The following is a 24,619-nucleotide window of genomic DNA, read 5'->3' as shown; positions in this document are numbered from 1 at the left end:
ATAATACGCCGCCTTCTTTCCTCCCCGTCCTCGCGCCCTGCCCTGCTCAAGGGGTATCCGGGTGCGTTTTTCCGATCCCAGAATCCATGTCCATCCAAAACCTCCGCAATATCGCGATCGTCGCTCACGTCGACCACGGCAAGACCACCCTCGTCGACCAGCTGCTGAAGCAGTCCGGCACCCTCTCCGAGCGCACCGTGCTGGCCGAGCGCGTGATGGACAGCAACGACCAGGAAAAGGAACGTGGCATCACGATCCTGGCCAAGAACACCGCCATCACCTGGCAGGGCAACCGCATCAACATCGTCGACACCCCGGGCCACGCCGACTTCGGCGGCGAGGTCGAGCGCGTGCTGTCGATGGTGGACACCGTGCTGATTCTGGTCGACGCGATGGACGGCCCGATGCCGCAGACCCGCTTCGTTACCCAGAAGGCCTTCGCGATGGGCTTCAAGCCGATCGTGGTGATCAACAAGGTCGACCGCCCCGGCTCGCGTCCGGAGTGGGTCGTGGAGCAGGTGTGGGACCTGTTCGACCGCCTGGGCGCCACGCCCGAGCAGATGGACTTCCCGATCGTCTACGCGTCGGCGCTGAACGGCTACGCCGGCCTGGAAGATACCGTGCGCGGCGGCGACATGACCCCGCTGTACGAAGCCATCATGAAGCACGCGCCGAAGCCGGAAGTCGATCCGGACGGCGCCTTCCAGATGCGCATCAGCCAGCTGGACTACAACAACTTCGTCGGCGTCATCGGCATCGGCCGCATCCAGCGCGGCACGCTGAAGAAGAACATGCCGGTCGCCGTCATCGACCGCGAAGGCAAGAAGCGCCAGGGCAAGGTGCTGCAGGTGCTGGGGTTCCTGGGCCTGGAGCGCATCGAGCAGGACAGCGCCGAGGCCGGTGACATCGTCGCCATCTCGGGCATCCAGGACCTGACCATCTCCGATACCGTCTGCGCGCTGGACACCCCGGAAGCGCTGCCGGCGCTGACCGTCGACGAGCCGACCATCAGCATGACGTTCCAGGTCAACAACTCGCCGTTCGCCGGCCACAAGGACCTGTCGGGCGGCAAGTTCCTGACCAGCCGCCAGCTGAAGGAGCGCCTGGAGCGCGAGACCGTGCACAACGTGGCACTGAAGGTCGAGCAGCTGGAAGACGCGGACAAGTTCCTGGTCTCCGGCCGTGGCGAGCTGCACCTGTCGGTGCTGATCGAGAACATGCGCCGCGAGGGTTACGAGCTGGCCGTGTCGCGTCCGGAAGTGATCATCAAGGAGATCGACGGCCAGCTGATGGAGCCGATCGAGCAGCTCGTCGTCGACGTGGAGGAAACCCACCAGGGCGGCGTGATGGAGAAGCTGGGCGTGCGCAAGGGCCAGCTGAAGAACATGGAGCCGGACGGCAAGGGTCGCGTGCGCCTGGACTACCAGATCCCGGCGCGTGGCCTGATCGGTTTCCAGAACGAGTTCAAGACGCTGACGCAGGGCTCGGGCCTGCTGTTCCACGTGTTCGACCACTACGGTCCGAAGGAACAGGGCGCCATCGCCAAGCGCCTCAACGGCGTGATGATCGCCAACGCCCCGGGCGCCACGCCGGCCTATTCGCTCGGCCCGCTGCAGGAGCGCGGCAAGCTGTTCGCCGCCGAAGGCGACAACGTGTACGAAGGCCAGCTGATCGGCATCCATTCCAAGGACAACGACCTGACCGTCAACGCGATCAAGACCAAGCCGCTGACCAACATGCGCGCCTCGGGCAAGGACGATGCCATCCAGCTGACACCGGCGATCAAGTTCTCGCTGGAGCAGGCGCTGGACTTCATCGACGACGACGAACTGGTCGAGATCACGCCGAAGGAAATCCGCCTGCGCAAGAAGTTCCTGACCGAAAGCGACCGCAAGCGCGCCTCGCGCGCCGCCTGATACCGGCAGGTACCGCGCCTTGGAGACATCCGCGTACGACCCGGATCCCAGGGCGCACCCCGGCCTGCACGCCATCGCCCTGTTCGAGGGCGCCAAGGGCGTGCTGGCCTTGGCCTTCGCCGGCGGCCTGCTGGCATTGGGCCCCGACCGTCTGCGCGAGAGCGTGCAGGCGGTGGTCACCCGCTTCATTCCCGATGCCGGTCCCGGCGCGGTGAGCCAGTGGCTGGACCGCATCAATCCCGACTCGATCCACGTCACCGTGCTGATCATCGCGGTGTATGCGGGCATGCGCCTGCTGGAAGGGTGGGGCCTGTGGCGCGCCCGCGCCTGGGCATCGTGGCTGGGCTGCATCGGTTCGGCCGCCTACCTGCCGCTGGACATCTACGCGCTGTACCACCACCCCGGCTGGCACACCTGGGCGCTGCTGATCGTGAACCTGGTGATCGTGTGGGTCCTGTGGCGGGATATCCGCCGCCGCCGGGACATTTGACGCACGGGCCAGCCCCTGCGTAGCCTGCGGCAGTCCCGCGAAGGTATCCGCATGCGTCGATTCCCGCTGCCGCTTGGCCTGATGCTCGCCCTGGTGGCCTGCCAGCCGGCGACGCCTCCGGCCGCGACGGTGCCCGCCCCGACCGATTTCATCTACGCCGAGCTCGACATCAGCGACCTGCAGGCGCGCATGCAGGCGGGCGAACTGGACAGCCGCGGCCTGACGCAGGCCTACCTGGACCGTATCGCCGCCGTCGACAAGGCCGGGCCGCAGCTCAATGCGGTCATCGAACTGAATCCGGATGCCCTCAAGGAAGCCGCACTGCGCGACGTCGAGCGCCGCGCCAATGCCGTGCGCGGGCCGCTGCACGGCATTCCGGTGCTGCTCAAGGACAATATCGACGCGGTGCCGATGGCCACGTCTGCGGGCTCGCTGGCGCTGAAGGATTTCCGTCCCGGCCAGGACGCGTTTCTGGTGCGGCGCCTGCGCGAGGCCGGCGCGGTCATCCTGGGCAAGACCAACCTCAGCGAATGGGCGAATTTCCGTTCCACGCACTCCACCTCGGGCTGGAGCGGCCGCGGCGGGCAGACCCGCAACCCGTACGCGCTGGACCGCAACCCCTGCGGGTCGAGTTCCGGCAGTGCGGTGGCGGTATCGGCCAACCTCGCGGCGGTCAGCGTGGGCACCGAGACCGACGGCAGCATCCTCTGCCCCGCCGCCATCAACGGCGTGGTGGGACTGAAGCCGACCGTCGGCCTGGTCAGCCGGCAGGGCATCCTGCCCATCTCGCACAGCCAGGACACCGCCGGCCCCATCACCCGCAGCGTATCGGATGCCGCCCTGCTGCTGGCCGCGCTGGCCGGACGGGATGCCGCCGACGCCGCGACCACCCAGGCCGCCTGGAACACCGCGGTGGACTACAGCGCACGGCTGAAACCCGGCGCCTTGAAGGGCGCCCGCATCGGCGTACTGCGCAGCAAGACGGCGATCCACCCCGACGCGGCGGCCGCGCTGGAAGGCGCGATCCAGGTGATGCGCGAGGCCGGCGCGATCGTAGTCGATGCGGAGATCCCCACCGACGGCCAGTGGAACGCCGACGAACTGGAGCTGATGCTGTACGAGTTCAAGCATGGCGTGGAGCGCTACCTGACCGAACGCCAGGCGCCGCTGACCACGCTGACGCAGCTGATCGGCTACAACGAACGCTACCGAGTATCGGAAATGCCGTTCTTCGGCCAGGAGTTGTTCGAGCAGGCCAACAGCAAGGGCGGCCTGGGCGAGACGGCCTATATCGCCGCCCGCAGCCGCGCGCGCCGGCTGGCCGGCCCGGAAGGCATCGACGCCGCGCTCAAGGCCCAGCAACTGGTGGCGCTGATCGCCCCGACCACTGGTCCGGCGTGGCTCACCGACCACAAGGCCGGCGACCACTTCCCCGGGTCCGGCTACAGCGCCGCCGCCGTGGCAGGCTATCCCAGCCTGACCGTCCCGATGGGCCACAGCGATGGCCTGCCACTGGGCCTGGTGTTCATGGGCACGGCATGGAGCGAAGCGCAGTTGATCGCGCTGGGCTACGACTACGAACAGCGCACGCGGGCACGCAAGCCACCCGAGTATTGGCCCACGCTGCCGGCACGCGCTGTACGCCGCTGAGCGCCACCCCGCAAATGTGAGTTGGCCCGCGTGCGACAGCGCTTGCAGGCGCTGCGCGTTCGTGGCGTGATAGCCGGCAACCAGCGGACGGGGATCACACGCGTGGAGTCGGGCGTGGACCGGGCATCGGAACTGCGGGCATTCAGTGGATCCGGATCCACTGCCCGTCGGCGCCAGCGCAACCTGAATTCGCTGGCCTGGGGCGTGCTGGTCATTGCCTGCCTGCTGTCGCTGTGGTCCGGCTCGACGGCCTGGCAGCAGGCCCGCGAACATGCCCGCGCGCAGTTCGATGCGCGCGCCGACGCCGTGGCCACGGCCGTGACCAGCCACATGCATGCGTACGAAGACACGGTGCGTGCCGCCGCCGCCGTGCTGGAGGGGCGCCAGGACATCGAACAGGACAGCTTCTACGCCTTCGTGGAGAAGCTGCAGGTGCCCACGCGTCAATCGGCCGTACACGGGCTCGGATTCGCGCGCCACGTGCGGCACGACGAACGCGACGCCTATGTCGCGGCACAACGCGCGCGCTATGGCGATGCCTTCGCCATCCACCCCGCCGGCGATCGCGACGACTATGTGGTGCTCGACCTGCTGTATCCCGATTCGCCGGGAATACGGCCGCTGCTCGGCAAGGACGTGATGGCGGAGACCGTGCGCCGGGCCGCGATCGAAGCCGCGCGCGACAGCGGCGAACTGTCTGCCGCGCCGCTGGTGGCACTGGGCGATGCGACGAAAGGCAGTACCGGCCTGGCAGGCTTCCTGCTCTACGCGCCGGTCTACGACGACCCGGTCGCCGCGCGCGGCGACGTGGACGCGCGGCGTCGCCTGCTGCGCGGCTTCGCCACCGCCGGCTTCGGCTGGCGCCGGGTCGTGGAGGACGCCGTCGGCCACGCCGGAGACGACGAGTTCGACCTGCAACTGCGCGCGCACGACCATGCTGGCGCCCCCATTTTCCAGACCCGCGCGCTGGAGAGCCGGTACGGCAGCAATTGGCAGCCCGCCTTCACCGCACAGCGCGAGCTTCACCTGCTGGGCAGCGAATGGCAGCTGGTGCTGCGCTCGCCGCCCCTGCGCGAGGCGCTGCCCGGGCTGGCCTCGATCGTGATGCTGACGCTGTGCGGCATCGGACTGGGCCTGCTGCTGTTCCTGCTGCTGCACAATCTCGCGCGCACAGAGCGTCGCAGCCGGGCGCTGCTGGATGCCGTCGCCGATCATCTCCCCGCGCTGATCGCCTACATCGACGCCGACGGCCGCTACGGCTTCGCCAACCGCGCCTGCCGCACGTGGTCGGGCACGCCGGAGGAATGGAGCGACCGTCACGTGGACGAGGTGCACGCCGATGCACCGGAGTTCCTTGCCTCGCTGAAGCGTGCGATGCGCGACTGCACGCCGGACCACTGGACCGCCTGGGACACCGAACTGGGACGACCGCCGCGCCCCGTGCATCTGTACCTCGTACCCGATGTCGAATCCGGCAGGAAGATCGCCGGCTGGTATCTGATGGGCAACGACGTGAGCGAGCAGCGCCTGGCGCACCGCGAACTGGCGATGGCGCGCGACCACCTGAAGCGCGTCACCGACCGCCTGCCGGCGCTGATCGCCCAGTTCGACGCGCAGCATCGCCTGGTGTTCCACAACCGCGCGTTCGCCGAACTGGTGCGCTGGCGGACGCCACCGACGCCCGGCCTGCACATGCGCGAGCTCTTCGGCGAGGCGGCCTATCTGCGGCACACGCCGCAGATCGAGACGGCGTTTTCCGGGCGCGAGGGCGAGTTCGAAAGCAGCTTCGACACCGCCGACGGCACGCGGAGGATGCACAGCTTCTACACCCCCGACACCGACGAGACCGGCACGATCTGCGGCTTCTTCGTCATGTCCGTCGACATCACCGAGAAGGCGCGACTGGAGCATGCCCTGCACGATGCCAACGAACTGGCCGAGGTCACGCTGACCTCGATCAGCGAAGCGGTCATCACCGTGGATGACGCCAGCCGCGTGACCTACATGAATCCGGCCGCCGAGGCGCTCTGTGGATGGCGCCTGGACCAGGCACTGCAACAGCCTCTGGACCAAGTGGCGCCGCTGGTGCGTGTGGAAGCCTACGACGCCGACGACGAGCCGCACCCGATGGGCCAGCCCGGCGACCTGCAACTGGTGCGCCGGGACGACAGCCGCCTGCTGGTGGAACGCTCGCTGTCCTCCATCCACGACCGCGACGAGCGTATGGTGGGCACGGTGATGGTGTTGCGCGACATCACCGAATCGCGCGCCCTCAGTTCGCGCATGACCTATCTAGCCCACCACGACGCACTCACCGGCCTGCCGAACCGACTGCAACTCAACGAACGCCTCGGCCAGGCCATCACGCATGCGACCAACCACGGCAACGGCATCGCCGTGCTGTTCCTGGACCTGGATCTGTTCAAGCACGTCAACGATGCGCTCGGCCACCACACCGGCGACGAACTGCTGCAGCAGGTGGCGCGCCGCATCCAGCGCAACATCGGCAACCTCGGCACGGTCTACCGCACCGGTGGCGACGAGTTCGTGGTGCTGCTGCCCAACGTGCTGGCACGCGACAACGTGCTGCAGGTCGCCGATCGGCTGCTGGCCTTGGCAGGCACGCCCTACACCGTGGCCGCGCACGAACTGCACCAGGCCTTCAGCATCGGCATCAGCCTATTCCCGGAAGACGGTTACGACGCCGCCACGCTGATGATGCGCGCGGATGCCGCCATGTACCTGGCCAAGCGCAACGGCCGCAACGCCACCCGCTTCTACACGCGCGAACTCGCCTCCAGCGTCGATGCCCGCATCGAACTGGAAAACAGCCTGCGCCGCAGCCTGCGCAACGGCGACCTGTCGCTGCACTACCAGCCGCAGGTTGACCGTGCCAGCGGCCGCATCGTCGGCGTCGAGGGTCTGGCGCGATGGCAGCGCGGCGACCAGCTGATGATGCCGGGCGAGTTCCTGCCGATCGCGGAAGAAACCAACCTCATCGTCGACATCGACCAATGGGCGATCCGCGCCGCCTGCCGGCAGAACCGCATCTGGCAGCAGGCGGGCCTGCCCCCGATCCGTGTGTCGGTGAACATCGCCGCCGCCAACTTCGACACCGACGACCTGGTGGACACGGTGGTGGAGGCGCTGCGGGACAGCGGGCTGGCCGCCGAATTCCTCGAACTCGAAGTCACCGAGACCACGCTGATGCGGGACGTACAGCGCACCGACCGCACCCTGCGCGCATTGAAGGCGCTGGGCGTGCGCATCGCCATCGACGACTTCGGCACCGGCTTCTCCAGCCTCAGCTACCTGGGCAACTACGGCTTCAACGTGCTGAAGATCGACCAGTCCTTCGTGCGCGACGTGGCCGAGCCGAACCAGGCCGCCATCACCCGCGCCATCATCGGCCTGGCCGCGCAGCTGCAATGCCGCACCATCGCCGAGGGCGTGGAAACATCCGAGCAGGCCGCCTGGCTCGCCGCCAACGGCTGCGACGAACTGCAGGGCAACTACTTCAGCGAGCCGCTGCCGGCGGCGGAATTCGCCAAGCTGTATGCGCGCGGCACGACGTGGGACATTCCTCGCGCCACCCCCGACGCCGGCATGCCGACGTCGTGAAACCGGCCTGAGCCAGGCTTACCGCGCGGTGGGCGCGGCCAGCTGGTTCTGCTTGCGCACGATGCACATGGCGATCTCGAGCGACTGCTCGTAGTTCAGGCGCGGATCCACGGTGGAGCGATACGCCCGTTCCAGGTCCGCGTCGGTCAGCTCGCGCGCGCCGCCGGTGCATTCGGTGACGTCCTCGCCCGTCAGCTCCAGGTGCACGCCACCCAGGCGGGTGCCGGCGGCGGCGTGCAGGTCGAACGACTGCTCGACCTCGCTGCGAACATTGTCGAAACGCCGCGTCTTGAACCCGTTGCTGGTGCTCTCGGTGTTGCCGTGCATCGGATCGCAGACCCACAGCACGCGACGGCCATCGCGGCGCACCGCATCCAGCAGGGGCGGCAGCTTGTCCGCGATCTGGCTCGCGCCCATGCGATGGATGAAGGTCAGGCGGCCGGGTTCGTCTTCCGGATTCAGCACGTCGATCAGGCGCAACAACTGGTCCGGCGTGACCGACGGCCCCACCTTGATCGCGATGGGGTTGCGCACGCCACGCAGGTACTCCACGTGCGCGCCATCGACGGCGGCGGTGCGCATGCCGATCCACGGATAGTGCGTGCTGAGGTTGAACCAGCCCCACTGGCGCGGCACCTCGCGGGTCAGCGCTTCTTCGTAGGGCAGCAGCAAGGCCTCGTGCGAGGTGTAGAAATCGATGCGGTTGAGGTTGTGAACCTCGGAGCCCGAGAGGGTTTCCATGAACCTCACCGCGTCGCCGATCGACGCGACCATGTGCTGGTACTCGGCCGCCAGCGGCGAATAGCCGACCCAGTTGAGGTTCCAGTATTCGGGGTGGTGAAGGTCGGCGAAGCCGCCATCGATCAGGGCGCGCACGAAGTTCATCGTCATCGCCGAGCGCGCATGCGCCTTGATCATGCGGCGCGGATCCGGCACCCGCGCCTCGGCCGTGAATTCCGGCGCGTTGACCACGTCGCCGCGATAGCTGGGCAGGGTGACGCCATCACGCGTTTCGGTATCCGCCGACCGCGGCTTGGCGTACTGCCCCGCGAAGCGGCCGACGCGGACCACCGGCAGGCGCAGTCCGTGCACCAGCACCAGGCTCATCTGCAGCAGCACCTTCAACCGGTTCGAGATCAGCCCCGACTCGCAGTCGCTGAAGTTCTCGGCGCAGTCGCCGCCCTGCAGCAGAAAGCGCTTGCCTTCCTGCGCCTCGGCCAACTGCTTCTTCAGCGAGAAGATCTCCCACGACGTCACCAGAGGAGGTAGCTGGCGCAGTTCGCCCAGCGCGGCCTCCAGCGCCTCGGCATCGGGATACGTGGGCATCTGCATCGCCTGACGCTGGCGCCAGCTGTCCGGCGCCCAGTTCGGCGGCAGGGTGACGGCGCGCAGGTTGCGGTCGGACGGATTCATGGTGGACTCCTGGGGGCCCACCATCGTGCCAGATTGGTGCGCCGCGTCAAATCAGCGGAAGGTCGAGGTCCTGCGGGCGCGAAAGCCGATCCAGAGCGCCCAGACCGCCAGCAGCTCGAACCACACCAGGCTCCACATGGGCATGGTCAGGCCAAGGAAACTCCAGTCGATCGTGCTGCAGTCGCCCTTGGCCGCCAGCACCTTCTGCACCACGCCGAGCCAGGTGTTGTTCTCGATCATGTAGTCCCAGCCGGGACCGCAGCTCGGCATCAGCGGCGGATACAGCTGCACCCACACGTGCTTGCCCGCGATGCCAATACCGGTCGCCGCGCCAAGGAACGCCAGCACGCCATAGACCTTGCGGCCTCCGGGCCGACGCGGACCGTGCAGCGCGCCGAGCAGGAACAGCACGCCCGTCGCCGCGAACGCCAGTCGCTGGAAGATGCAGAACGGGCACGGTTCCAGTTGCTGCACGAACTGCACGTACACCGCATAACCCAGCAGGCCCGCGCAGACGGCGAAGCCCAGCAAGCACTGCGCGCGGAAACTCCAGCGAAGAGGATTCATCGGCACCAGCAGCGTGAGGTCTTGCCTGCATTATCCACGCGCAGCGTCCCGAACGTCACCCCGTGGCCGTTTGTCGCTCCCGATATGACAGGCCCGCCACCGCCGGAAAACAAAAACCCCGGCATCGGCCGGGGTTTCTGGTGTGTTGCAGGAGGCGGGGCTTATTCGGCCGCCGCTTCCGGACGGCCGACCAGCTCGACGTACGCCATCGGCGCGTTGTCGCCGGCACGGAAGCCGCACTTCAGGATGCGCAGGTAGCCACCCGGACGCGCCTGGTAACGCGGGCCGAGGGTGGTGAACAGCGTGCCGACGGCTTCCTTGTCGCGCAGGCGCGAGAAGGCGAGGCGGCGGTTGGCGACGCCATCGACCTTGCCGAGGGTGATCAGCGGCTCGGCAACGCGGCGCAGTTCCTTGGCCTTCGGCAGGGTGGTCTTGATCAGGCCGTGCTTGATGAGCGAGGCGGCCATGTTGCGGAACATCGCTTCGCGATGGGCGCTGGTGCGGTTGAACTTGCGACCGGCTTTCTGGTGGCGCATGGGTAGGATTCCTGGTGAAGGGTGGGACGTTGGATTTCGCTGTCGCCATCCTGGCGTTGCAACAATGGACTGCGGGTGGTCCGAACCGGCCGTCCTTGACCGGATAACCGCGGACCTTCAGGTCCGTCGGCATGGGTGACGCGTTTGAAGCAGGGGAACTCCCGCGCGGACGCGGGCGTTCCCTGTTACATCATCAGCCGAGCATGCCGTGCTGGGCGACACCGGCCGGCGGCCAGTTCTCCAGCTTCATGCCCAGGGACAGGCCGCGCTGCGCCAGGACTTCCTTGATCTCGGTCAGCGACTTCTTGCCGAGGTTCGGGGTCTTGAGCAGTTCGACTTCCGTCTTCTGGATCAGGTCGCCGATGTAGTAGATGCTCTCGGCCTTCAGGCAGTTGGCCGAACGCACGGTCAGCTCCAGGTCGTCGATCGGGCGCAGCAGCACCGGATCCACGCCGCTGGCGGCCTGCTTCGGCGCGCCGCGGTCGCGGTGCGTGAAGTCACCGAACACCGACAGCTGGTCGCTGAGGATGTCGGCGGCGGTGCGCACGGCCTCCTCGGCATCGATCGTGCCGTTGGTTTCGATGTCCAGGACCAGCTTGTCCAGGTCGGTGCGCTGCTCGACGCGCGCAGCTTCCACCGCGTACGCGACGCGACGGACCGGCGAGAACGAGGCGTCCAGCACCAGGCGACCGATCACGCGGGTTTCTTCGTCCGGACGACGACGGGCGGCGGCCGGCTGGTAGCCGAAACCACGCTCGATCTTCAGGCGCATGTTCAGCGCCGTGTCCTTGGTCAGGTTGCAGATGACCAGTTCCGGGTTGAGGATTTCGACGTTGTGGTCGGTCTTGATGTCGCCGGCGGTCACCACGCCCGGGCCCTGCTTGGCCAGGCTCAGCGTGGAGGAGTCGCCGCTGTGGATGCGGATGGCCACATCCTTCAGGTTCAACAGCACTTCCAGCACGTCTTCCTGCATGCCTTCGATGGTGCTGTATTCGTGCAGCACGCCATCGATCTCGACTTCGGTGATCGCGAAGCCGGGGATCGACGACAGCAGCACGCGGCGCAACGCATTGCCGAGCGTATGGCCGTAACCACGTTCCAGCGGTTCGATGACCACTTTCGCGCGATTGCCGGTCAGGCGCTCGATCTGCGGGCCGCGGGGGCGCAGCACTTGCTGAGTAATACCCGTCATGTTGCTTTGTCTCCTGCGGTCCCCCGGTCGCCCGGGGGTGCGTGAATGAATTACTTCGAGTACAACTCGACGATCAGCGCTTCGTTGATGTCGGCGGGCAGGTCCGAACGCGCCGGCACCGCCTTGAACACACCGCTGAACTTCTTGGCGTCGACTTCTACCCACGACGGGTTCAGGTCGAGCTGCTCGGCAACAGTCAGCGACTCCTGAACGCGGAGCTGCTTCTGGGCCTTCTCCGACAGCGCGATCGCGTCGCCGGCCTTGACCTGGTAGGACGGCAGGTTGACCGGCTTGCCATTGACCAGCACGCCACGGTGCGAGACCAGCTGGCGGGCGGCCGGACGGGTCACGGCGAAGCCCATGCGGTAGATGACGTTGTCGAGACGGGTTTCCAGCAGCTGCAGCAGGTTCTCGCCGGTGTTGCCCTTCTTGGTCGAGGCCTTCTTGTAGTAGTTGCGGAACTGACGCTCCAGCAGACCGTAGATACGCTTGACCTTCTGCTTTTCACGCAGCTGGGTGGCGTAGTCGGACAGCTTGCCCTTGCGGGCGGTCGCGCCGTGCTGGCCGGGCTTCTGCTCCAGCTTGCACTTGGAGTCCAGCGCACGGGCCGGGCTCTTGAGCGACAGGTCGGCGCCTTCACGGCGCGCGAGCTTACAGGTAGGACCGATATAACGAGCCATTTCTTATCGCCCCCTTAGACGCGACGCTTTTTCGGCGGACGGCACCCGTTGTGCGGGATGGGCGTCACGTCGATGATGTTGGTGATCTTGTAGCCCACGTTGTTCAACGAACGCACGGCCGACTCACGACCCGGACCCGGGCCCTTGATGCGGACTTCCAGCGACTTCACGCCGTAGTCCAGTGCGGCACGGCCGGCCTTCTCGGCAGCGACCTGGGCCGCGAACGGCGTGGACTTGCGGGAACCGCGGAAACCGGCACCACCCGAGGTCGCCCACGAGAGCGCATTGCCCTGGCGGTCGGTGATGGTGACGATGGTGTTGTTGAAAGAAGCGTGGACGTGGGCGACGCCGTCGGTGATGACGCGCTTGATCTTCTTCTTGACTTTGGCAGCTGCTGGCTTGGCCATGATGGTCGCCCCTTACTTCTTGATGGCTTTGCGCGGACCCTTGCGGGTGCGAGCATTGGTACGGGTGCGCTGGCCACGCAGCGGCAGGCCGCGACGGTGGCGCAGACCGCGGTAGCAACCCAGGTCCATCAGGCGCTTGATCGCGATGCCGACTTCACGGCGCAGGTCGCCCTCGACCACGTACTTGCCGACTTCGGCGCGCAGGCGCTCGACTTCCGGCTCCGACAGGTCGCGGATCTTGGTGGTCGAGGCGACGCCGGCGGCTTCGCAGACCTTCTTGGAACGGGTACGGCCAATGCCGTAGATGCTTTGCAAACCGACCCAGACATGCTTCTGGGCAGGCAGGTTGACACCTGCAATACGCGCCATGACGCGGCTCTCCAACTGTGAGTATTGGCCCGTGTACGGTCATCCCGGGCGGGATTCGCGCAGACAGGCGGAGTGAACTGGAAATTCTAACAAGATCCGGTGTTTACGGGAAGCCCGTGCCGGCAGCGCCGAGAACGGACCGGCATGGGGAGTGTGCCCATGCTCCAGCGCCGGAGCCTGCCTGGTGCGGAACGGGGTTCACCCCGCCCTGCCCCGCCCGCGCTACTCTGGCGCAGGACTGGCTGGCTCACACCCCCGCACCGGATCGCTGCAGGGGCCGCCCATCTAAGTCAGCCGGCCATGAAGGCCGGACTGGTGCGGGAAACCCGCGATTATACCTCAGCCACGGGGGGCAAGACCGCCCCGCGAACCACCCTTGAGATTGGCCTTCTTCAGCAGGCTCTCGTACTGGTGGGACATCAGGTGCGCCTGGATCTGCGCAATGAAGTCCATCACCACCACCACCACGATCAGCAGCGAGGTGCCGCCGAAGTAGAACGACGTGCCCAGTTGGGTACGCATCACTTCCGGCAACAGGCAGACCGCCACCAGGTACATCGAGCCGATCGCCGTCAGGCGCGTCAGCACGCCGTCGACGTAGTCGGCGGTGGCCTTGCCGGGGCGGATGCCCGGGATCAGCGCGCCCGACTTCTTCAGGTTCTCGGCGGTTTCCTGCGAGTTGAACACCAGCGCCGTGTAGAAGAACGCGAAGCCGATGATCATCGCCGCGAACACGATCATGTGCAGCGGCTCGCCCGGCGCCAGCGCGTTGGACACGCGCTGCAGCCACGTGGTGGCACCACTGTTCTGGCCGGACCACATCGCCAGCGTGGCCGGGAAGGCCAGGATGCTGGAGGCGAAGATCGGCGGGATCACGCCGGCCATGTTGAGCTTGAGCGGCAGGAACGAGGTCTGGTTCATGTACGCGTTGCGACCGCCCTGGCGGCGCGCGTAATTCACTGTGATACGTCGCTGCCCGCGTTCCACGAACACCACCAGGAACGTGAAGCCCAGCACCACCACGGCGATGACCAGCAGCGAGATGAAGCTCAGCGTGCCGTCGCGGAAAGCGCCGACGGTCTGGATGACCGCACCCGGCAGGCCGGCCACAATGCCCGCAAAGATGATCAGCGAGACGCCGTTGCCGATGCCGCGCTCGGTCACCTGCTCGCCGATCCACATCAGGAAGATGGTGCCGGCGGTCAGTGCGACCACGGCGGTCAGCACGAAGCCCATGCCCGGTGCGTACACCACCGGCATGCCACCGGGCGCGACCTGGTTCTGCAGCGCGGTGGCGATGCTGCCGCCCTGCACGATCGCCAGCAGCACCGCGCCGATGCGCGAGTACTGGGTGATCTTGCGGCGACCGGACTCGCCTTCCTTCTGCAGCGCCTTCAGGCTGGGGAAGATGTGCACGCCCAACTGCATCACGATCGATGCCGAAATGTAGGGCATGACGTTCAGCGCGAAGATGCTGAAACGGTGCAGGGCGCCGCCCGAGAACATGTTGAACATGTCCACGATGCCGCCGCCCTGCGCCTGCATCATCGCAAGCATGGCATCGGGATTGACGCCCGGGACCGGGATGAAACAGCCGATCCGATAGACGATCAGCGCACCCAGCACGAACAGCAGGCGCTGGCGGAGTTCGGTGAACTTGCCTGCGCCTGCCAGCGCACCGGCGGCATTACCCTGCGCCATGCGTCCGTTACTCCTGCACGCTGCCGCCGGCAGCCTCGATGGCGGCCTTGGCACCGGCCGTGGCGGCCACGCCCTTCAGCACGAACTTCTTGGTCAGTTCGCCCTTCTTGACGATCTTGGCGCGCTTGGCGGTGCTGGGCACCAGCTTGGCGGCACGGAGCGCCGCGAAGTCGATCTCGCCGGCTTCCAGCTTTTCCAGTTGGTAGGACAGCACTTCGGCGCAATCCAGCTTCAGCTTGGAGCGGAAACCGACCTTCGGCAGACGCTTGATCAGCGGCATCTGGCCGCCTTCGAACTTCGCCTTGATCTTGCCCTTGCCGGCGCGCGCGAACGAACCTTTGTGGCCGCGACCGGCGGTCTTGCCCAGGCCGGAACCGATACCACGGCCGACGCGGGTGCGTTCGGTGCGGGCGCCGTCGGCGGGCTTCAGTGTGTTGAGACGCATGTTGATTACTCCTCGACCTTGACGAGGTAGTGGACCTTGGCGATCAGGCCGCGTACCTGCGGGCTGTCCTTCAGTTCACGCACATCGTTGAGCTTGTTCAGGCCCAGCGCCTTCACCGACAGGCGGTGGCGCGACTGGGAACCACGCAGGCCGCGCACCAGGCGCACCTTGACGGTCTTGTTGGACTCGTTAGCCATTGAGGAGTTCCTCCACCTTCTTGCCGCGCTTGGCCGCGATGCGCGTGGGCGACTGCATGTCGCTCAGGCCCTTCAGCGTGGCGCGGACCAGGTTGATCGGATTGCGCGAACCGACGGCCTTGGCCAGCACGTTCTTCACGCCCACCGCTTCCAGCACGGCACGCATGGCACCGCCGGCGATGACGCCCGTACCTTCCGATGCCGGCTGCATGAACACGCGCGCCGCACCGTGGCCGGCCTTCACCGGGTGCCACAGCGTGCCGTTGTTCAGATCGACATTCAGCATGCCCTTGCGGGCATATTCCATCGACTTCTGGATGGCGACCGGCACTTCACGCGCCTTGCCATAACCGAAACCGATCTTGCCGTTGCCGTCGCCCACCACGGTCAGTGCGGTGAAGGTGAACTGGCGACCGCCCTTGACGGTCTTGCTGACGCGGTTGACCGCGACCAGCTTCTCGATCATGCCGTCGTCGACTTTCTCTTCGCGGTTGCGATCGCGATCGCGGCCCCGCGGCTGACGTTCTTCTGCCATTGCTTGAATTCCTTGATGGTTGGGATATGTACGGCTTGGCCGCTTATGGTTGTGGTATGGAGCGGTAACGCAACGATCGCTGCAGAAGAGCGACCGCGCCCGGCGCAGCCCGCGCCGACAGGACAAGGCATGGGGTCGCCCCCATGCCCTTCAGGATTAGAACTGCAGGCCGCCTTCGCGGGCCGCGTCGGCCAGGGCCTTGATGCGGCCGTGGTAACGGTAGCCCGAACGGTCGAATGCGATCTTCTCGATGCCTTCGGCCTTGGCGCGCTCGGCGATGACCTTGCCCACGCGGGCGGCGGCATCGCTGTTCTTGCCGTTCTTCAGGCCATCCTTCACATCGGCCTGCAGCGTGTTGGCCGACGCGATGACCTTGGAGCCATCGGCGGTGAACAGCTGGGCGTAGATGTGCTGCCCGGTGCGCAGCACCGACAGGCGCGGCACGCCGAGTTCGCGAATGTGCGCGCGGGTCGACTTGGCGCGGCGCAGGCGGGCGGTGTTCTTGATGCTCATGATCTGGTTCCTCGAAGCCGAAAGCCCGGTTAGGCCTTCTTCGCTTCCTTGCGGATGATGGTTTCGTCGGAGTACTTCACGCCCTTGCCCTTGTAGGGCTCCGGCGGACGGAAACCGCGGATCTTGGCGGCGACTTCACCAACGCGCTGCTTGTCGGCACCCTGCACCAGGATTTCGGTCTGGGTCGGGGTGACGATGGTGATGCCTTCCGGCGTCTTGAACAGGATCGGGTGGGAGAAACCCAGCGACAGGTTCAGGTCCTTGCCCTGCATCGCGGCGCGGTAACCCACGCCGACCAGCTCAAGCTTGCGCTCGAAACCGTCCGACACGCCCTTGACCATGTTGGCCAGGATCGCGCGGATGGTGCCGGTGATGGCATCGTCGGCCGGGGTGGCCGGCGACAGGTTCACCGTACCGTTGTCGACGTTGAGTCCGACGCCGGCCGGCTTGGCGATGGACAGGGTGCCCTTCGGGCCCTTGACGTTGAGGGTTTCACCCTGGGCATTCAGTTCGACGCCCTTGGGGAGATTGATCGGCTGCTTGGCTACGCGGGACATGTCTGGGCTCCTTCGCTTAGGCCACGAAGCACAGGACTTCACCACCCACGCCGGCCGCACGGGCCTGCGCATCGGTCATGATGCCCTTGGAAGTGGAAATGATGGCAACGCCCAGGCCGCCGAGGACCTTGGGCAGCTCGGCCTTGCCACGGTACTGGCGCAGGCCCGAACGGGACACGCGGCTCAGCTTCTCGATGACCGGCTTGCCTTCGAAATACTTCAGGACGATCTCGAGCTCGGCCTTGTTGTTCTCGGTCGGCGTCACGCGGACGTCGCCGATGTAGCCTTCCGCCTTGAGGACGTTGGCGATCGAGGTCTTGATCTTGGAGGACGGCATCTTCACCGTCGGCTTGCCCACAGCGGCGGCATTGCGAATGCGCACCAGCATGTCGGCGATGGGATCAGTCATGCTCATTAGAGTCTGCCTTATGAGTAGCACCGATATCCGCTTTCGCGAAAATCTTGTGTTGTCCCTGGAATCCCCCAGGCGGGTAGCCGGTTCCCCGGCCCTCCCCCGACCGGGTCGCGGGAGCCGAACATTGTACAACAACAAGTCCGGCGTCTGCCGGACTTGTCCTTGAAACCACGGGGGAGCCCGGGTCGGGCGCCCCTGGCGTCCTTACCAGCTCGCCTTGCGCAGGCCGGGCACGTCGCCGTTCATGGTGGCCTTGCGCAGCATGTTGCGGCCGAGGCCGAACTTACGGTACACGCCACGCGAACGACCGGACAGCTCGCAACGGTTGCGCTGGCGGCTCGGCGAGGAGTCGCGCGGCAGCTTCTGCAGCTTGGTGACCGCGTCGGCCTTTTCTTCGTACGACGCGTTCTGGCTGGAGATGATCTTCTTCAGCGCATCACGCTTGGCGGCGTACTGCTTGGCCAGCTTTTCCCGCTTGATGTCGCGGTTGACCATCGAGGTCTTTGCCATGATGTCGTTTTCCTAGCGAATCAGTTGCGGAACGGGAACTTGAACGCTTCGAGCAGCGCCTTGGCTTCGGCGTCGTTCTTGGCGGTCGTCGTGATGGCGATATCCATGCCGCGGATCGCGTCGACGGCGTCGAAGTCGATTTCCGGGAAGATGATCTGTTCCTTCACGCCCATGTTGTAGTTGCCGCGGCCATCGAACGAACGGCCGGAGACGCCACGGAAGTCGCGGACGCGCGGCAGCGAGATGCTGATCAGGCGGTCCAGGAATTCGTACATCTTGGCGCGACGCAGGGTGACCTTGCAGCCGATCGGCCAGCCATCGCGGATCTTGAACGAAGCCACCGACACGCGGGACTTGGTCGTGATCGGCTTCTGGCCGGTGATCTTGGCCAGGTCGGCCACGGCATTTTCCAGGATCTTCTTGTTGGTCGCCGCTTCACCCACACCCATGTTGATGGTGATCTTGGTGATCTTCGGCACTTCCATCGGATTGGTGTAGCCGAACTTCTTCATCAGAGCCGGCGCCACTTCTTCCTTGTAGATTTTTTCGAGACGGGTGGTCATGTCCTCATTCCTCAGGCGTCGAGCGCCTCACCGCTGGAGCGGAACACACGCAGTTTGCGTCCATCCTCCAGCACCTTGAAACCGATACGCTCGCCCTTGCCCGTTGCCGGGTTGAACAGCGCGACATTGGAGATGTGGATCGAGCGCTCGCTCTCAACCACGCCGCCGGCGACACCGGCCTGCGGGTTCGGCTTGGTGTGGCGCTTGACGACATTGACGTTGGACACGACCACGCGGTCGCCGTCCACACGCACGACGTCGCCCTTCTTGCCCTTGTCCTTGCCGGCGGTGACGACGACCTGGTCGCCCTTCTTGATACGGTTTGCCATTTCTATGTCCTCCGCTCAGAGCACTTCAGGCGCGAGCGAAACGATCTTCATGAACTTCTCGGAACGCAGCTCGCGGGTCACGGGCCCGAAGATGCGGGTTCCGATCGGCTCCTGCTTGTTGTTGAGCAGGACGGCGGCGTTGCCATCGAAGCGGATCAGCGAACCGTCCGGACGGCGGACACCCTTGCGGGTACGCACGACCACGGCGTCGTAGACTTCGCCCTTCTTGACCTTGCCACGCGGGATGGCGTCCTTGACGGTCACCTTGATGATGTCGCCGATGCCGGCGTAACGGCGCTTCGAGCCGCCCAGCACCTTGATGCACATCAGTTCCTTGGCGCCGGAGTTGTCGGCCGCGTCAAGGTAGCTCTGCATCTGGATCATGATTCAGATCTCCTCTTATTCAGCCGCGCGGGTGATGATTTCCACCACGCGCCAGTTCTTGGTCTTGGACATCGGGGCGATTTCGGTCACGCGCACCACGTCGCCTTCCTTACAGCTGTTGTCCGCGTCGTGCGCGTGCAGCTTGGTGGAACGCTTGATGTACTTGCCGTATAGGGCATGCTTGACCTGACGCTCCACCAGGATGGTGACCGTCTTGTCCATCTTGTTGCTGACGACGCGGCCTTCGATGGTGCGTTGCGCTTTGTCTTTGTTATCGCTCATCTTGGTCGCTCCTTACTTCTGGCTGCCCAGCAGGGTCTTGACGCGAGCGATCTCGCGACGGACCCGGCGGGTTTCATGCGTCTTCGGCAGCTGGCCGGTCACCTTCTGCATGCGCAGGGAGAATTGCTCCTTGCGCAGCTCGGTCAAGTGGGCCTTCAGCTCGTCTGCCGACTTCTCGCGGAGTTGCTTGAGTTCCATTAGCGCACCGTCCGGGTCACGAAAGTGGTGGTGACGGACAGCTTGGCCGCGGCCAGGCGGAACGCCTCACGCGCGATGTCTTCGCTGACGCCTTCGATTTCATAGATCATGCGGCCCGGCTGGATCTGTGCGACCCAGTACTCGACGTTGCCCTTGCCGGAACCCATGCGGACTTCGATGGGCTTCTTGGTGATGGGCTTGTCGGGGAACACGCGGATCCACATCTTGCCGCCACGCTTCACGTAGCGACTGATGGAACGACGCGCTGCCTCGATCTGGCGCGCGGTCAGCTGACCGTGCGCCGTGGCCTTCAGGCCGTACTCGCCGAAGCTGACGAGGTTGCCGCTCCAGCTCAGGCCTTCGTTACGGCCCTTGTGCATCTTGCGGTATTTGGTTCGCTTGGGTTGCAACATGACTGATTACCTCGCGTCGCGGTCACGGGGCGGGCGCGACGGACGTTCGCTGCGCTCGGGGCGCGCGTCGTCCTGCTTCTCCTGACCCACCTGGCTGAAATCGAAGATCTCGCCCTTGTAGACCCACACCTTGATGCCGATGATGCCGTAGGTGGTCTTCGCCTCGGCAAAACCGTAATCGATGTCGGCACGCAGCGTGTGCAGCGGCACGCGGCCTTCGCGGTACCATTCCGAACGGGCGATTTCCGCACCGTTCAAACGGCCTGCCACGTTGACCTTGATGCCCAGGGCACCCAGGCGCATCGCGTTGCCGACGGCGCGCTTCATGGCGCGGCGGAACATGATGCGGCGTTCCAGCTGCTGCGCGATCGACTCGGAAACCAACTGCGCGTCCAGCTCGGGCTTGCGCACCTCGGTGACGTTGATGTGCGCCGGGACGCCCATCAGGTCGCTCACTTCCTTGCGCAGCTTCTCGATGTCCTCACCGCGCTTGCCGATCACCACGCCCGGTCGGGCGGTGTGGATGGTCACGCGGGCGGTCTTGGCCGGACGCTCGATCAGGATCTTGGAAATGCCTGCCTGCGCCAGCTTCTTACGAAGCATCTCGCGCACCTTGAGGTCCGCGGCGAGGTACTCGGCGTAGTCGCGCTTGTTGGCGAACCACTTGGAATTCCAGTCCTTGGCGATGCCCAGACGGATACCGGTCGGATGAACTTTGTGACCCATGTTTATTTACCCTCGCCCACGACCACGGTGATGTGGCTGGTGCGCTTCAGAATGCGGGTACCACGGCCCTTGGCACGGGCCATGAAACGCTTCAGCATCGGACCTTCGTCGACCATGATGGTCTTGACCTTCAGCTCGTCGACGTCGGCACCCTGGTTGTTCTCGGCGTTGGCGATGGCGGACTCCACGACCTTCTTGATCAGGTGGGCAGCCTTCTTGTCCGAGAACTTCAGCAGGTTGACGGCGCGTTCGGCCGGCAGGCCACGCACCTGGTCGGCGACCAGGCGGGCCTTCTGGGGAGAGATGCGCGCGGTGCGCAGGATGGCTTTCGCTTCCATGGTCATCTCTCCTTACTTCTTGCCGCCGGCTTTCTTGTCGCCACCGTGACCCTTGAAGGTCCGGGTGACGGCAAATTCGCCGAGCTTGTGGCCGACCATGTTCTCGTTGACCAGCACCGGAACGTGGTTCTTGCCGTTGTGGATGGCGATCGTGAAGCCCACCATTTCCGGCAGGATCATCGAACGACGCGACCAGGTCTTGATCGGCTTCTTGCTGCCGCCCGCGGCCTCCACCTTCTTGACGAGGTGGTGATCGACGAACGGGCCCTTCTTGAGTGAACGTGCCATGGTCGATTAGCCCCTACGATCGCGGACGATGAATTGCTGCGTGCGCTTGTTCTTGCGCGTCTTGTAACCCTTGGTCGGCACACCCCAGGGGGTGACCGGATGCGGGTTGCCCTGGCCGGCCTTGGCTTCACCACCACCGTGCGGGTGGTCGACCGGGTTCATGGCGGCACCGCGAACGGTCGGCTTGATACCACGCCAGCGCTTGGCACCGGCCTTGCCGAGCTTCTCCAGGCTGTGCTCGTCGTTGCCGACTTCGCCCACCGTGGCGCGGCACTCGACCTGCACCTTGCGCATCTCGCCGGAGCGGAGGCGCAGCGTGGCGAAACCCTGCTCGCGTGCGACCAGCTGCACGGCGGCGCCGGCGGCGCGGGCGATCTGCGCGCCCTTGCCCGGCTTCAGCTCGATGCCGTGGATCGTCGTACCGACCGGGATGTTGCGCAGCGGCAGCGTGTTGCCGGCCTTGATCGGCGCATCGCTACCGGCGATGACTTGGTCACCGGCCTTCAGGCCCTTGGGGGCGATGATGTAGCGACGCTCGCCATCGACATAGCACAGCAGCGCGATGTGCGCGGTGCGGTTGGGATCGTATTCGATCCGCTCCACGCGCGCCGGGATGCCTTCCTTGTCGCGCTTGAAGTCGATGAGACGGTAATGCTGCTTGTGGCCACCGCCGATGTGACGGGTGGTGATGCGACCGTGGTGGTTGCGACCGCCGGACTTGCTCTGCTTCTCGAGCAGCGCAGCATGCGGGGCACCCTTGTGCAGGTCGGGCGTCACCACGCGGACCGCCGAACGGCGACCGGGAGAGGTGGGTTTGAATTTCATCAATGGCATGTGGGTCTACCTCAGGCCTTGGCCGACACGTCGATGGCTTGGCCATCGGCCAGACGCACGTACGCCTTGCGCCAGTCGCCGCGGCGGCCGGCGCGGTTACGGAAGGACTTGTTCTTGCCCTTCACGTTGACCACGTTGACCGTCTCGACCTTGACGTCGAACAGCTGCTCGACCGCGGCCTTGACATCGGCCTTGGTGGCATCGTTCGAGACTTCGAAGACGTATTGGTTGGAGAGTTCCTGCAGGCGCACGGTCTTCTCGGAGACGCGCGGAGCACGCAGCACGGCAAAAATCTTTTCGTTGCTGATCATGCCAGCCACTCCTCGATCTTCTTGATGGCGTCGGCCGTGATCAACACGGAGTCGGCACCGACCAGCGCCGCCGGATCCAGGCCCTGCACGTCGCGCACTTCCACGTAGGGAAGGTTGCGGGCGGACAGGTACAGGTGCTCGGAAGCATCCTCGGTGACGATCAGCGGACGCTTGCCCAGGTCGAAGCCCTTCAGCTTCTCGATCAGGGCACTGGTCTTGGTGGCGTCCACATCGAACGCTTCCACGACCTTCAGGCGGTTCTGGCGGTTCAGCTCGGACAGGATGGAGCTGATGGCCGCGCGGTACATCTTGCGGTTGACCTTCTGCGCGAAGCTGCGCGGCTTGGCCGCGAAGGTCACGCCGCCGCCGACGAAGATCGGCGCGGTCAGGGCACCGTGACGAGCACCGCCACCCTTCTGCTTCTTGGACTTCTTGGTGGTGCCGTTGACTTCGGCGCGCGTCTTCTGCGCCTTGGTGCCTGCACGACCGGCGTTGCGGTAGGCAACGACGACCTGGTGGACCAGATCCTCGCTGAATTCACGGCCGAACACGTCGTCGGAGACCGACAGCTTGTTGGCGCTACCTGTAATGGCTAGTTCCATGGTCGTTCTCCTCAACCCTTGCTTGCCGGACGCACGATCACGTCACCACCCGGCGCACCCGGCACGGCGCCGCGAACGGCGATCAGGCCGCGCTCGGCGTCCACGCGGACGACTTCCAGATTCTGCGTGCTCTGCTGCACGGCGCCCATGTGGCCGGACATCTTCTTGCCCGGGAACACGCGACCCGGCGTCTGGCGCTGACCCAGCGAACCCGGCGCGCGATGCGACAGCGAGTTACCGTGGGTGGCGTCGCCCATGCGGAAGTTCCAGCGCTTGATGGTGCCCTGGAAGCCCTTGCCCTTGGTGACGCCCTGGACGTCGACGATCTGGCCGACTTCGAAGATGTCGGCCTTGATCTCGCCGCCGACGGTGAAGTCGCCCAGCTTGTCGGCTTCCACGCGCAGCTCCCACAGGCCACGACCGGCTTCGACCTTGGCCTTGGCCAGGTGACCGGCAACCGGCTTGGTGATCAGCGAAGCGCGACGGGTACCCACGACGACCTGCACGGCGCTGTAGCCGTCGGTTTCGGGGGTCTTGATCTGGGTGATGCGATTGGGGGTAGCTTCGATCAGCGTCACCGGAATGGACTTGCCGTCTTCGGTGAACACTCGGGTCATGCCAGCCTTGCGGCCGACGAGACCCAACGAATATTTCTTCGCGGTCATGGTCGTGGGCCTCAGGTCAACTTGATCTGCACGTCGACGCCAGCCGCGAGCTCGAGCTTCATCAGCGCGTCCACGGTCTTGTCGTTCGGGTCGACGATGTCGAGCACGCGCTTGTGCGTGCGGGTCTCGTACTGGTCACGCGCGTCCTTGTCGACGTGCGGGGAAACCAGGATGGTGTAGCGCTCGATCTTGGTCGGCAGCGGGATCGGGCCGCGCACTTGCGCGCCGGTCCGCTTGGCCGTCTCGACGATCTCGCTGGCCGAGCGGTCGATCAAACGATGATCATACGCCTTGAGCCGGATTCGGATCTTTTGGTCCGCCATTGCGGTAGTTCCTTCGTTAAAGAGCGACGGGCGCGGCCTCTGGGATGCCTTGCCCCGGTTAGTCCAAGCTGTTCCAGCTCCCCACCGTCCGCGTGGACTCCACGGACGGGCAGCGCCGGAATCGGCTGGGGATTCTTCCTGAAAAACTAGGCAGGCCGGTTAAACCGGCCCGCCCAGACATGAAAGTATAGGACGCGTGACACATCCCGTCAACCACCGGAACGCCCTGCTCGACCCGAAGGCCCGCAGGAAGGCACGCGACACTCCGTGTCTGGCGAACACGAGGCGCTTCCTGCACCTCTTTTCGCGGTAGAACCAGCGGCCTCCCAGGGGGCGCTGGCGGATCATGCGATTCCTTGAGAGCCAAGCGGCTTTCAAGGGGGGCGTATGATAGCGCAGGTTTTGCTGTTTTGCAGCATCCCGTTGAATGAAAACGCGGGATTTCTGCAAAAAAGAAGCGGACCGGGGTTCCGGTCCGCCCTTGTCGCTTCATCAGGCCTCAGATCCCCGCCTTCGCGGGGATGACGGCCTGACAAAGCCGGGCGGGCAGCGCCCGCCCGGGTCAGGACGTCACTTGATGATCTTGGCCACCACGCCGGCGCCGACGGTACGGCCGCCTTCGCGGATCGCGAAACGCAGGCCTTCGTCC

Annotated in this window: 33 protein-coding genes and 1 pseudogene; 4 read left to right on the top strand and 30 right to left on the bottom strand. The window is 65.6% G+C overall.

The genetic code is table 11. The features are described from left to right. The first annotated feature begins 86 nt into the window (after positions 1–86). The 4 genes from typA (at position 87) to ASD77_RS10565 (ending at position 7,677) form a co-directional block, all read left to right on the top strand. Positions 87–1,916, top strand: a complete 1,830-nt coding sequence (gene typA / locus ASD77_RS10580; protein WP_055941322.1) for a translational GTPase TypA — start codon at positions 87–89, stop codon at positions 1,914–1,916. 19 nt (positions 1,917–1,935) lie between these two features. Continuing rightward, positions 1,936–2,406, top strand: coding sequence for a DUF2127 domain-containing protein (locus ASD77_RS10575; RefSeq protein ID WP_055941320.1), 471 nt, complete (start codon positions 1,936–1,938; stop codon positions 2,404–2,406). Positions 2,407–2,457: 51 nt separating this feature from the next. Further along, positions 2,458–4,056, top strand: coding sequence for an amidase (locus ASD77_RS10570; protein ID WP_055941318.1), 1,599 nt, complete (start codon positions 2,458–2,460; stop codon positions 4,054–4,056). Positions 4,057–4,170: 114 nt separating this feature from the next. Then, positions 4,171–7,677, top strand: a complete 3,507-nt coding sequence (locus tag ASD77_RS10565) for an EAL domain-containing protein (protein WP_156383595.1) — start codon at positions 4,171–4,173, stop codon at positions 7,675–7,677. A gap of 18 nt (positions 7,678–7,695) precedes the next feature. On the opposite strand, the gene ASD77_RS10560 is transcribed toward ASD77_RS10565, so the two are convergent. From ASD77_RS10560 to ASD77_RS17755, 30 genes and pseudogenes are all read right to left on the bottom strand, one after another. Then, positions 7,696–9,090, bottom strand: a complete 1,395-nt coding sequence (locus ASD77_RS10560; protein ID WP_055943301.1) for a 3-deoxy-7-phosphoheptulonate synthase class II — start codon at positions 9,088–9,090, stop codon at positions 7,696–7,698. Positions 9,091–9,141: 51 nt separating this feature from the next. Then, positions 9,142–9,657, bottom strand: a complete 516-nt coding sequence (locus ASD77_RS10555) for a disulfide bond formation protein B (protein WP_055941315.1) — start codon at positions 9,655–9,657, stop codon at positions 9,142–9,144. A gap of 161 nt (positions 9,658–9,818) precedes the next feature. Further along, positions 9,819–10,193, bottom strand: coding sequence for a 50S ribosomal protein L17 (rplQ, locus tag ASD77_RS10550; protein ID WP_055941313.1), 375 nt, complete (start codon positions 10,191–10,193; stop codon positions 9,819–9,821). A 193-nt stretch (positions 10,194–10,386) separates the two neighbouring features. Then, positions 10,387–11,385 carry a DNA-directed RNA polymerase subunit alpha gene (gene rpoA, locus ASD77_RS10545; protein WP_055941311.1) on the bottom strand — a complete coding sequence of 333 codons (999 nt, stop codon included), beginning with the start codon at positions 11,383–11,385 and terminating at the stop codon, positions 10,387–10,389. A 50-nt stretch (positions 11,386–11,435) separates the two neighbouring features. Further along, positions 11,436–12,065: a 30S ribosomal protein S4 gene (gene rpsD / locus ASD77_RS10540; protein WP_055941309.1), complete on the bottom strand. Its 630-nt coding sequence runs from the start codon at positions 12,063–12,065 to the stop codon at positions 11,436–11,438. Positions 12,066–12,079: 14 nt separating this feature from the next. Beyond that, positions 12,080–12,472, bottom strand: a complete 393-nt coding sequence (gene rpsK, locus ASD77_RS10535) for a 30S ribosomal protein S11 (RefSeq protein WP_055941307.1) — start codon at positions 12,470–12,472, stop codon at positions 12,080–12,082. Positions 12,473–12,484: 12 nt separating this feature from the next. Then, a complete protein-coding gene (gene rpsM, locus ASD77_RS10530; protein ID WP_055943298.1) occupies positions 12,485–12,841 on the bottom strand; it encodes a 30S ribosomal protein S13 in 357 nt (118 codons plus the stop codon). A 339-nt stretch (positions 12,842–13,180) separates the two neighbouring features. Next, complete coding sequence (gene secY, locus ASD77_RS10525; RefSeq protein WP_055941306.1) at positions 13,181–14,542, bottom strand: preprotein translocase subunit SecY; 1,362 nt, start codon at positions 14,540–14,542, stop codon at positions 13,181–13,183. Positions 14,543–14,549: 7 nt separating this feature from the next. Next, positions 14,550–14,993: a 50S ribosomal protein L15 gene (rplO, locus tag ASD77_RS10520; protein ID WP_082563251.1), complete on the bottom strand. Its 444-nt coding sequence runs from the start codon at positions 14,991–14,993 to the stop codon at positions 14,550–14,552. Beyond that, complete coding sequence (gene rpmD / locus ASD77_RS10515; protein WP_055941302.1) at positions 14,993–15,184, bottom strand: 50S ribosomal protein L30; 192 nt, start codon at positions 15,182–15,184, stop codon at positions 14,993–14,995. The genes rplO and rpmD overlap by 1 nt, the downstream gene beginning before the upstream one ends. Continuing rightward, on the bottom strand, positions 15,177–15,719 hold the full coding sequence (rpsE, locus tag ASD77_RS10510; RefSeq protein ID WP_055941300.1) for a 30S ribosomal protein S5: 543 nt from the start codon (positions 15,717–15,719) through the stop codon (positions 15,177–15,179). Before rpsE ends, rpmD begins: the two co-directional genes overlap by 8 nt. A 156-nt stretch (positions 15,720–15,875) precedes the next feature. Continuing rightward, positions 15,876–16,232 (bottom strand): 50S ribosomal protein L18, encoded by a 357-nt coding sequence (gene rplR / locus ASD77_RS10505; RefSeq protein ID WP_055941298.1) that lies wholly within the window; start codon positions 16,230–16,232, stop codon positions 15,876–15,878. A gap of 29 nt (positions 16,233–16,261) precedes the next feature. Continuing rightward, the gene (gene rplF, locus ASD77_RS10500) at positions 16,262–16,789 is read right to left on the bottom strand and encodes a 50S ribosomal protein L6 (RefSeq protein ID WP_055941296.1); all 528 of its coding nucleotides are present in this window, start codon (positions 16,787–16,789) and stop codon (positions 16,262–16,264) included. Positions 16,790–16,805: 16 nt separating this feature from the next. Then, the gene (gene rpsH, locus ASD77_RS10495) at positions 16,806–17,204 is read right to left on the bottom strand and encodes a 30S ribosomal protein S8 (RefSeq protein WP_055941294.1); all 399 of its coding nucleotides are present in this window, start codon (positions 17,202–17,204) and stop codon (positions 16,806–16,808) included. Positions 17,205–17,408: 204 nt separating this feature from the next. Continuing rightward, the gene (rpsN, locus tag ASD77_RS10490) at positions 17,409–17,714 is read right to left on the bottom strand and encodes a 30S ribosomal protein S14 (protein ID WP_055941292.1); all 306 of its coding nucleotides are present in this window, start codon (positions 17,712–17,714) and stop codon (positions 17,409–17,411) included. Positions 17,715–17,734: 20 nt separating this feature from the next. Further along, the gene (rplE, locus tag ASD77_RS10485; protein WP_055941290.1) at positions 17,735–18,277 is read right to left on the bottom strand and encodes a 50S ribosomal protein L5; all 543 of its coding nucleotides are present in this window, start codon (positions 18,275–18,277) and stop codon (positions 17,735–17,737) included. An 11-nt stretch (positions 18,278–18,288) separates the two neighbouring features. Beyond that, the gene (rplX, locus tag ASD77_RS10480; RefSeq protein ID WP_055941288.1) at positions 18,289–18,606 is read right to left on the bottom strand and encodes a 50S ribosomal protein L24; all 318 of its coding nucleotides are present in this window, start codon (positions 18,604–18,606) and stop codon (positions 18,289–18,291) included. A 15-nt stretch (positions 18,607–18,621) separates the two neighbouring features. Next, a complete protein-coding gene (rplN, locus tag ASD77_RS10475) occupies positions 18,622–18,990 on the bottom strand; it encodes a 50S ribosomal protein L14 (protein WP_013535986.1) in 369 nt (122 codons plus the stop codon). Positions 18,991–19,005: 15 nt separating this feature from the next. Next, positions 19,006–19,272 carry a 30S ribosomal protein S17 gene (gene rpsQ / locus ASD77_RS10470; protein ID WP_055941286.1) on the bottom strand — a complete coding sequence of 89 codons (267 nt, stop codon included), beginning with the start codon at positions 19,270–19,272 and terminating at the stop codon, positions 19,006–19,008. 12 nt (positions 19,273–19,284) lie between these two features. Continuing rightward, complete coding sequence (gene rpmC, locus ASD77_RS10465) at positions 19,285–19,470, bottom strand: 50S ribosomal protein L29 (RefSeq protein WP_055941284.1); 186 nt, start codon at positions 19,468–19,470, stop codon at positions 19,285–19,287. After that, positions 19,470–19,883: a 50S ribosomal protein L16 gene (gene rplP, locus ASD77_RS10460; protein WP_055941282.1), complete on the bottom strand. Its 414-nt coding sequence runs from the start codon at positions 19,881–19,883 to the stop codon at positions 19,470–19,472. Before rplP ends, rpmC begins: the two co-directional genes overlap by 1 nt. Before the next feature lie 6 nt (positions 19,884–19,889). After that, positions 19,890–20,609: a 30S ribosomal protein S3 gene (gene rpsC, locus ASD77_RS10455; protein ID WP_055941280.1), complete on the bottom strand. Its 720-nt coding sequence runs from the start codon at positions 20,607–20,609 to the stop codon at positions 19,890–19,892. Positions 20,610–20,611: 2 nt separating this feature from the next. After that, complete coding sequence (gene rplV / locus ASD77_RS10450; RefSeq protein WP_055943295.1) at positions 20,612–20,947, bottom strand: 50S ribosomal protein L22; 336 nt, start codon at positions 20,945–20,947, stop codon at positions 20,612–20,614. A gap of 12 nt (positions 20,948–20,959) precedes the next feature. After that, positions 20,960–21,235, bottom strand: a complete 276-nt coding sequence (gene rpsS / locus ASD77_RS10445; RefSeq protein WP_055941277.1) for a 30S ribosomal protein S19 — start codon at positions 21,233–21,235, stop codon at positions 20,960–20,962. A gap of 6 nt (positions 21,236–21,241) precedes the next feature. Beyond that, positions 21,242–22,069, bottom strand: a complete 828-nt coding sequence (gene rplB, locus ASD77_RS10440; RefSeq protein ID WP_055941275.1) for a 50S ribosomal protein L2 — start codon at positions 22,067–22,069, stop codon at positions 21,242–21,244. Positions 22,070–22,080: 11 nt separating this feature from the next. Next, positions 22,081–22,380, bottom strand: coding sequence for a 50S ribosomal protein L23 (rplW, locus tag ASD77_RS10435; protein ID WP_055941273.1), 300 nt, complete (start codon positions 22,378–22,380; stop codon positions 22,081–22,083). Continuing rightward, positions 22,377–22,982 (bottom strand): 50S ribosomal protein L4, encoded by a 606-nt coding sequence (gene rplD, locus ASD77_RS10430; protein ID WP_055941270.1) that lies wholly within the window; start codon positions 22,980–22,982, stop codon positions 22,377–22,379. The genes rplW and rplD overlap by 4 nt, the downstream gene beginning before the upstream one ends. An 11-nt stretch (positions 22,983–22,993) precedes the next feature. Then, positions 22,994–23,647 (bottom strand): 50S ribosomal protein L3, encoded by a 654-nt coding sequence (gene rplC, locus ASD77_RS10425; protein WP_055941268.1) that lies wholly within the window; start codon positions 23,645–23,647, stop codon positions 22,994–22,996. A gap of 11 nt (positions 23,648–23,658) precedes the next feature. Next, a complete protein-coding gene (rpsJ, locus tag ASD77_RS10420) occupies positions 23,659–23,970 on the bottom strand; it encodes a 30S ribosomal protein S10 (RefSeq protein WP_027070119.1) in 312 nt (103 codons plus the stop codon). 570 nt (positions 23,971–24,540) lie between these two features. Further along, a pseudogene (locus ASD77_RS17755) lies at positions 24,541–24,619 on the bottom strand (elongation factor Tu); the annotation flags it as partial.

Source organism: Pseudoxanthomonas sp. Root65, assembly GCF_001427635.1.
Taxonomy (GTDB): Bacteria; Pseudomonadota; Gammaproteobacteria; order Xanthomonadales; family Xanthomonadaceae; genus Pseudoxanthomonas_A.
This window is presented reverse-complemented; position numbering and strand designations above follow the sequence as displayed.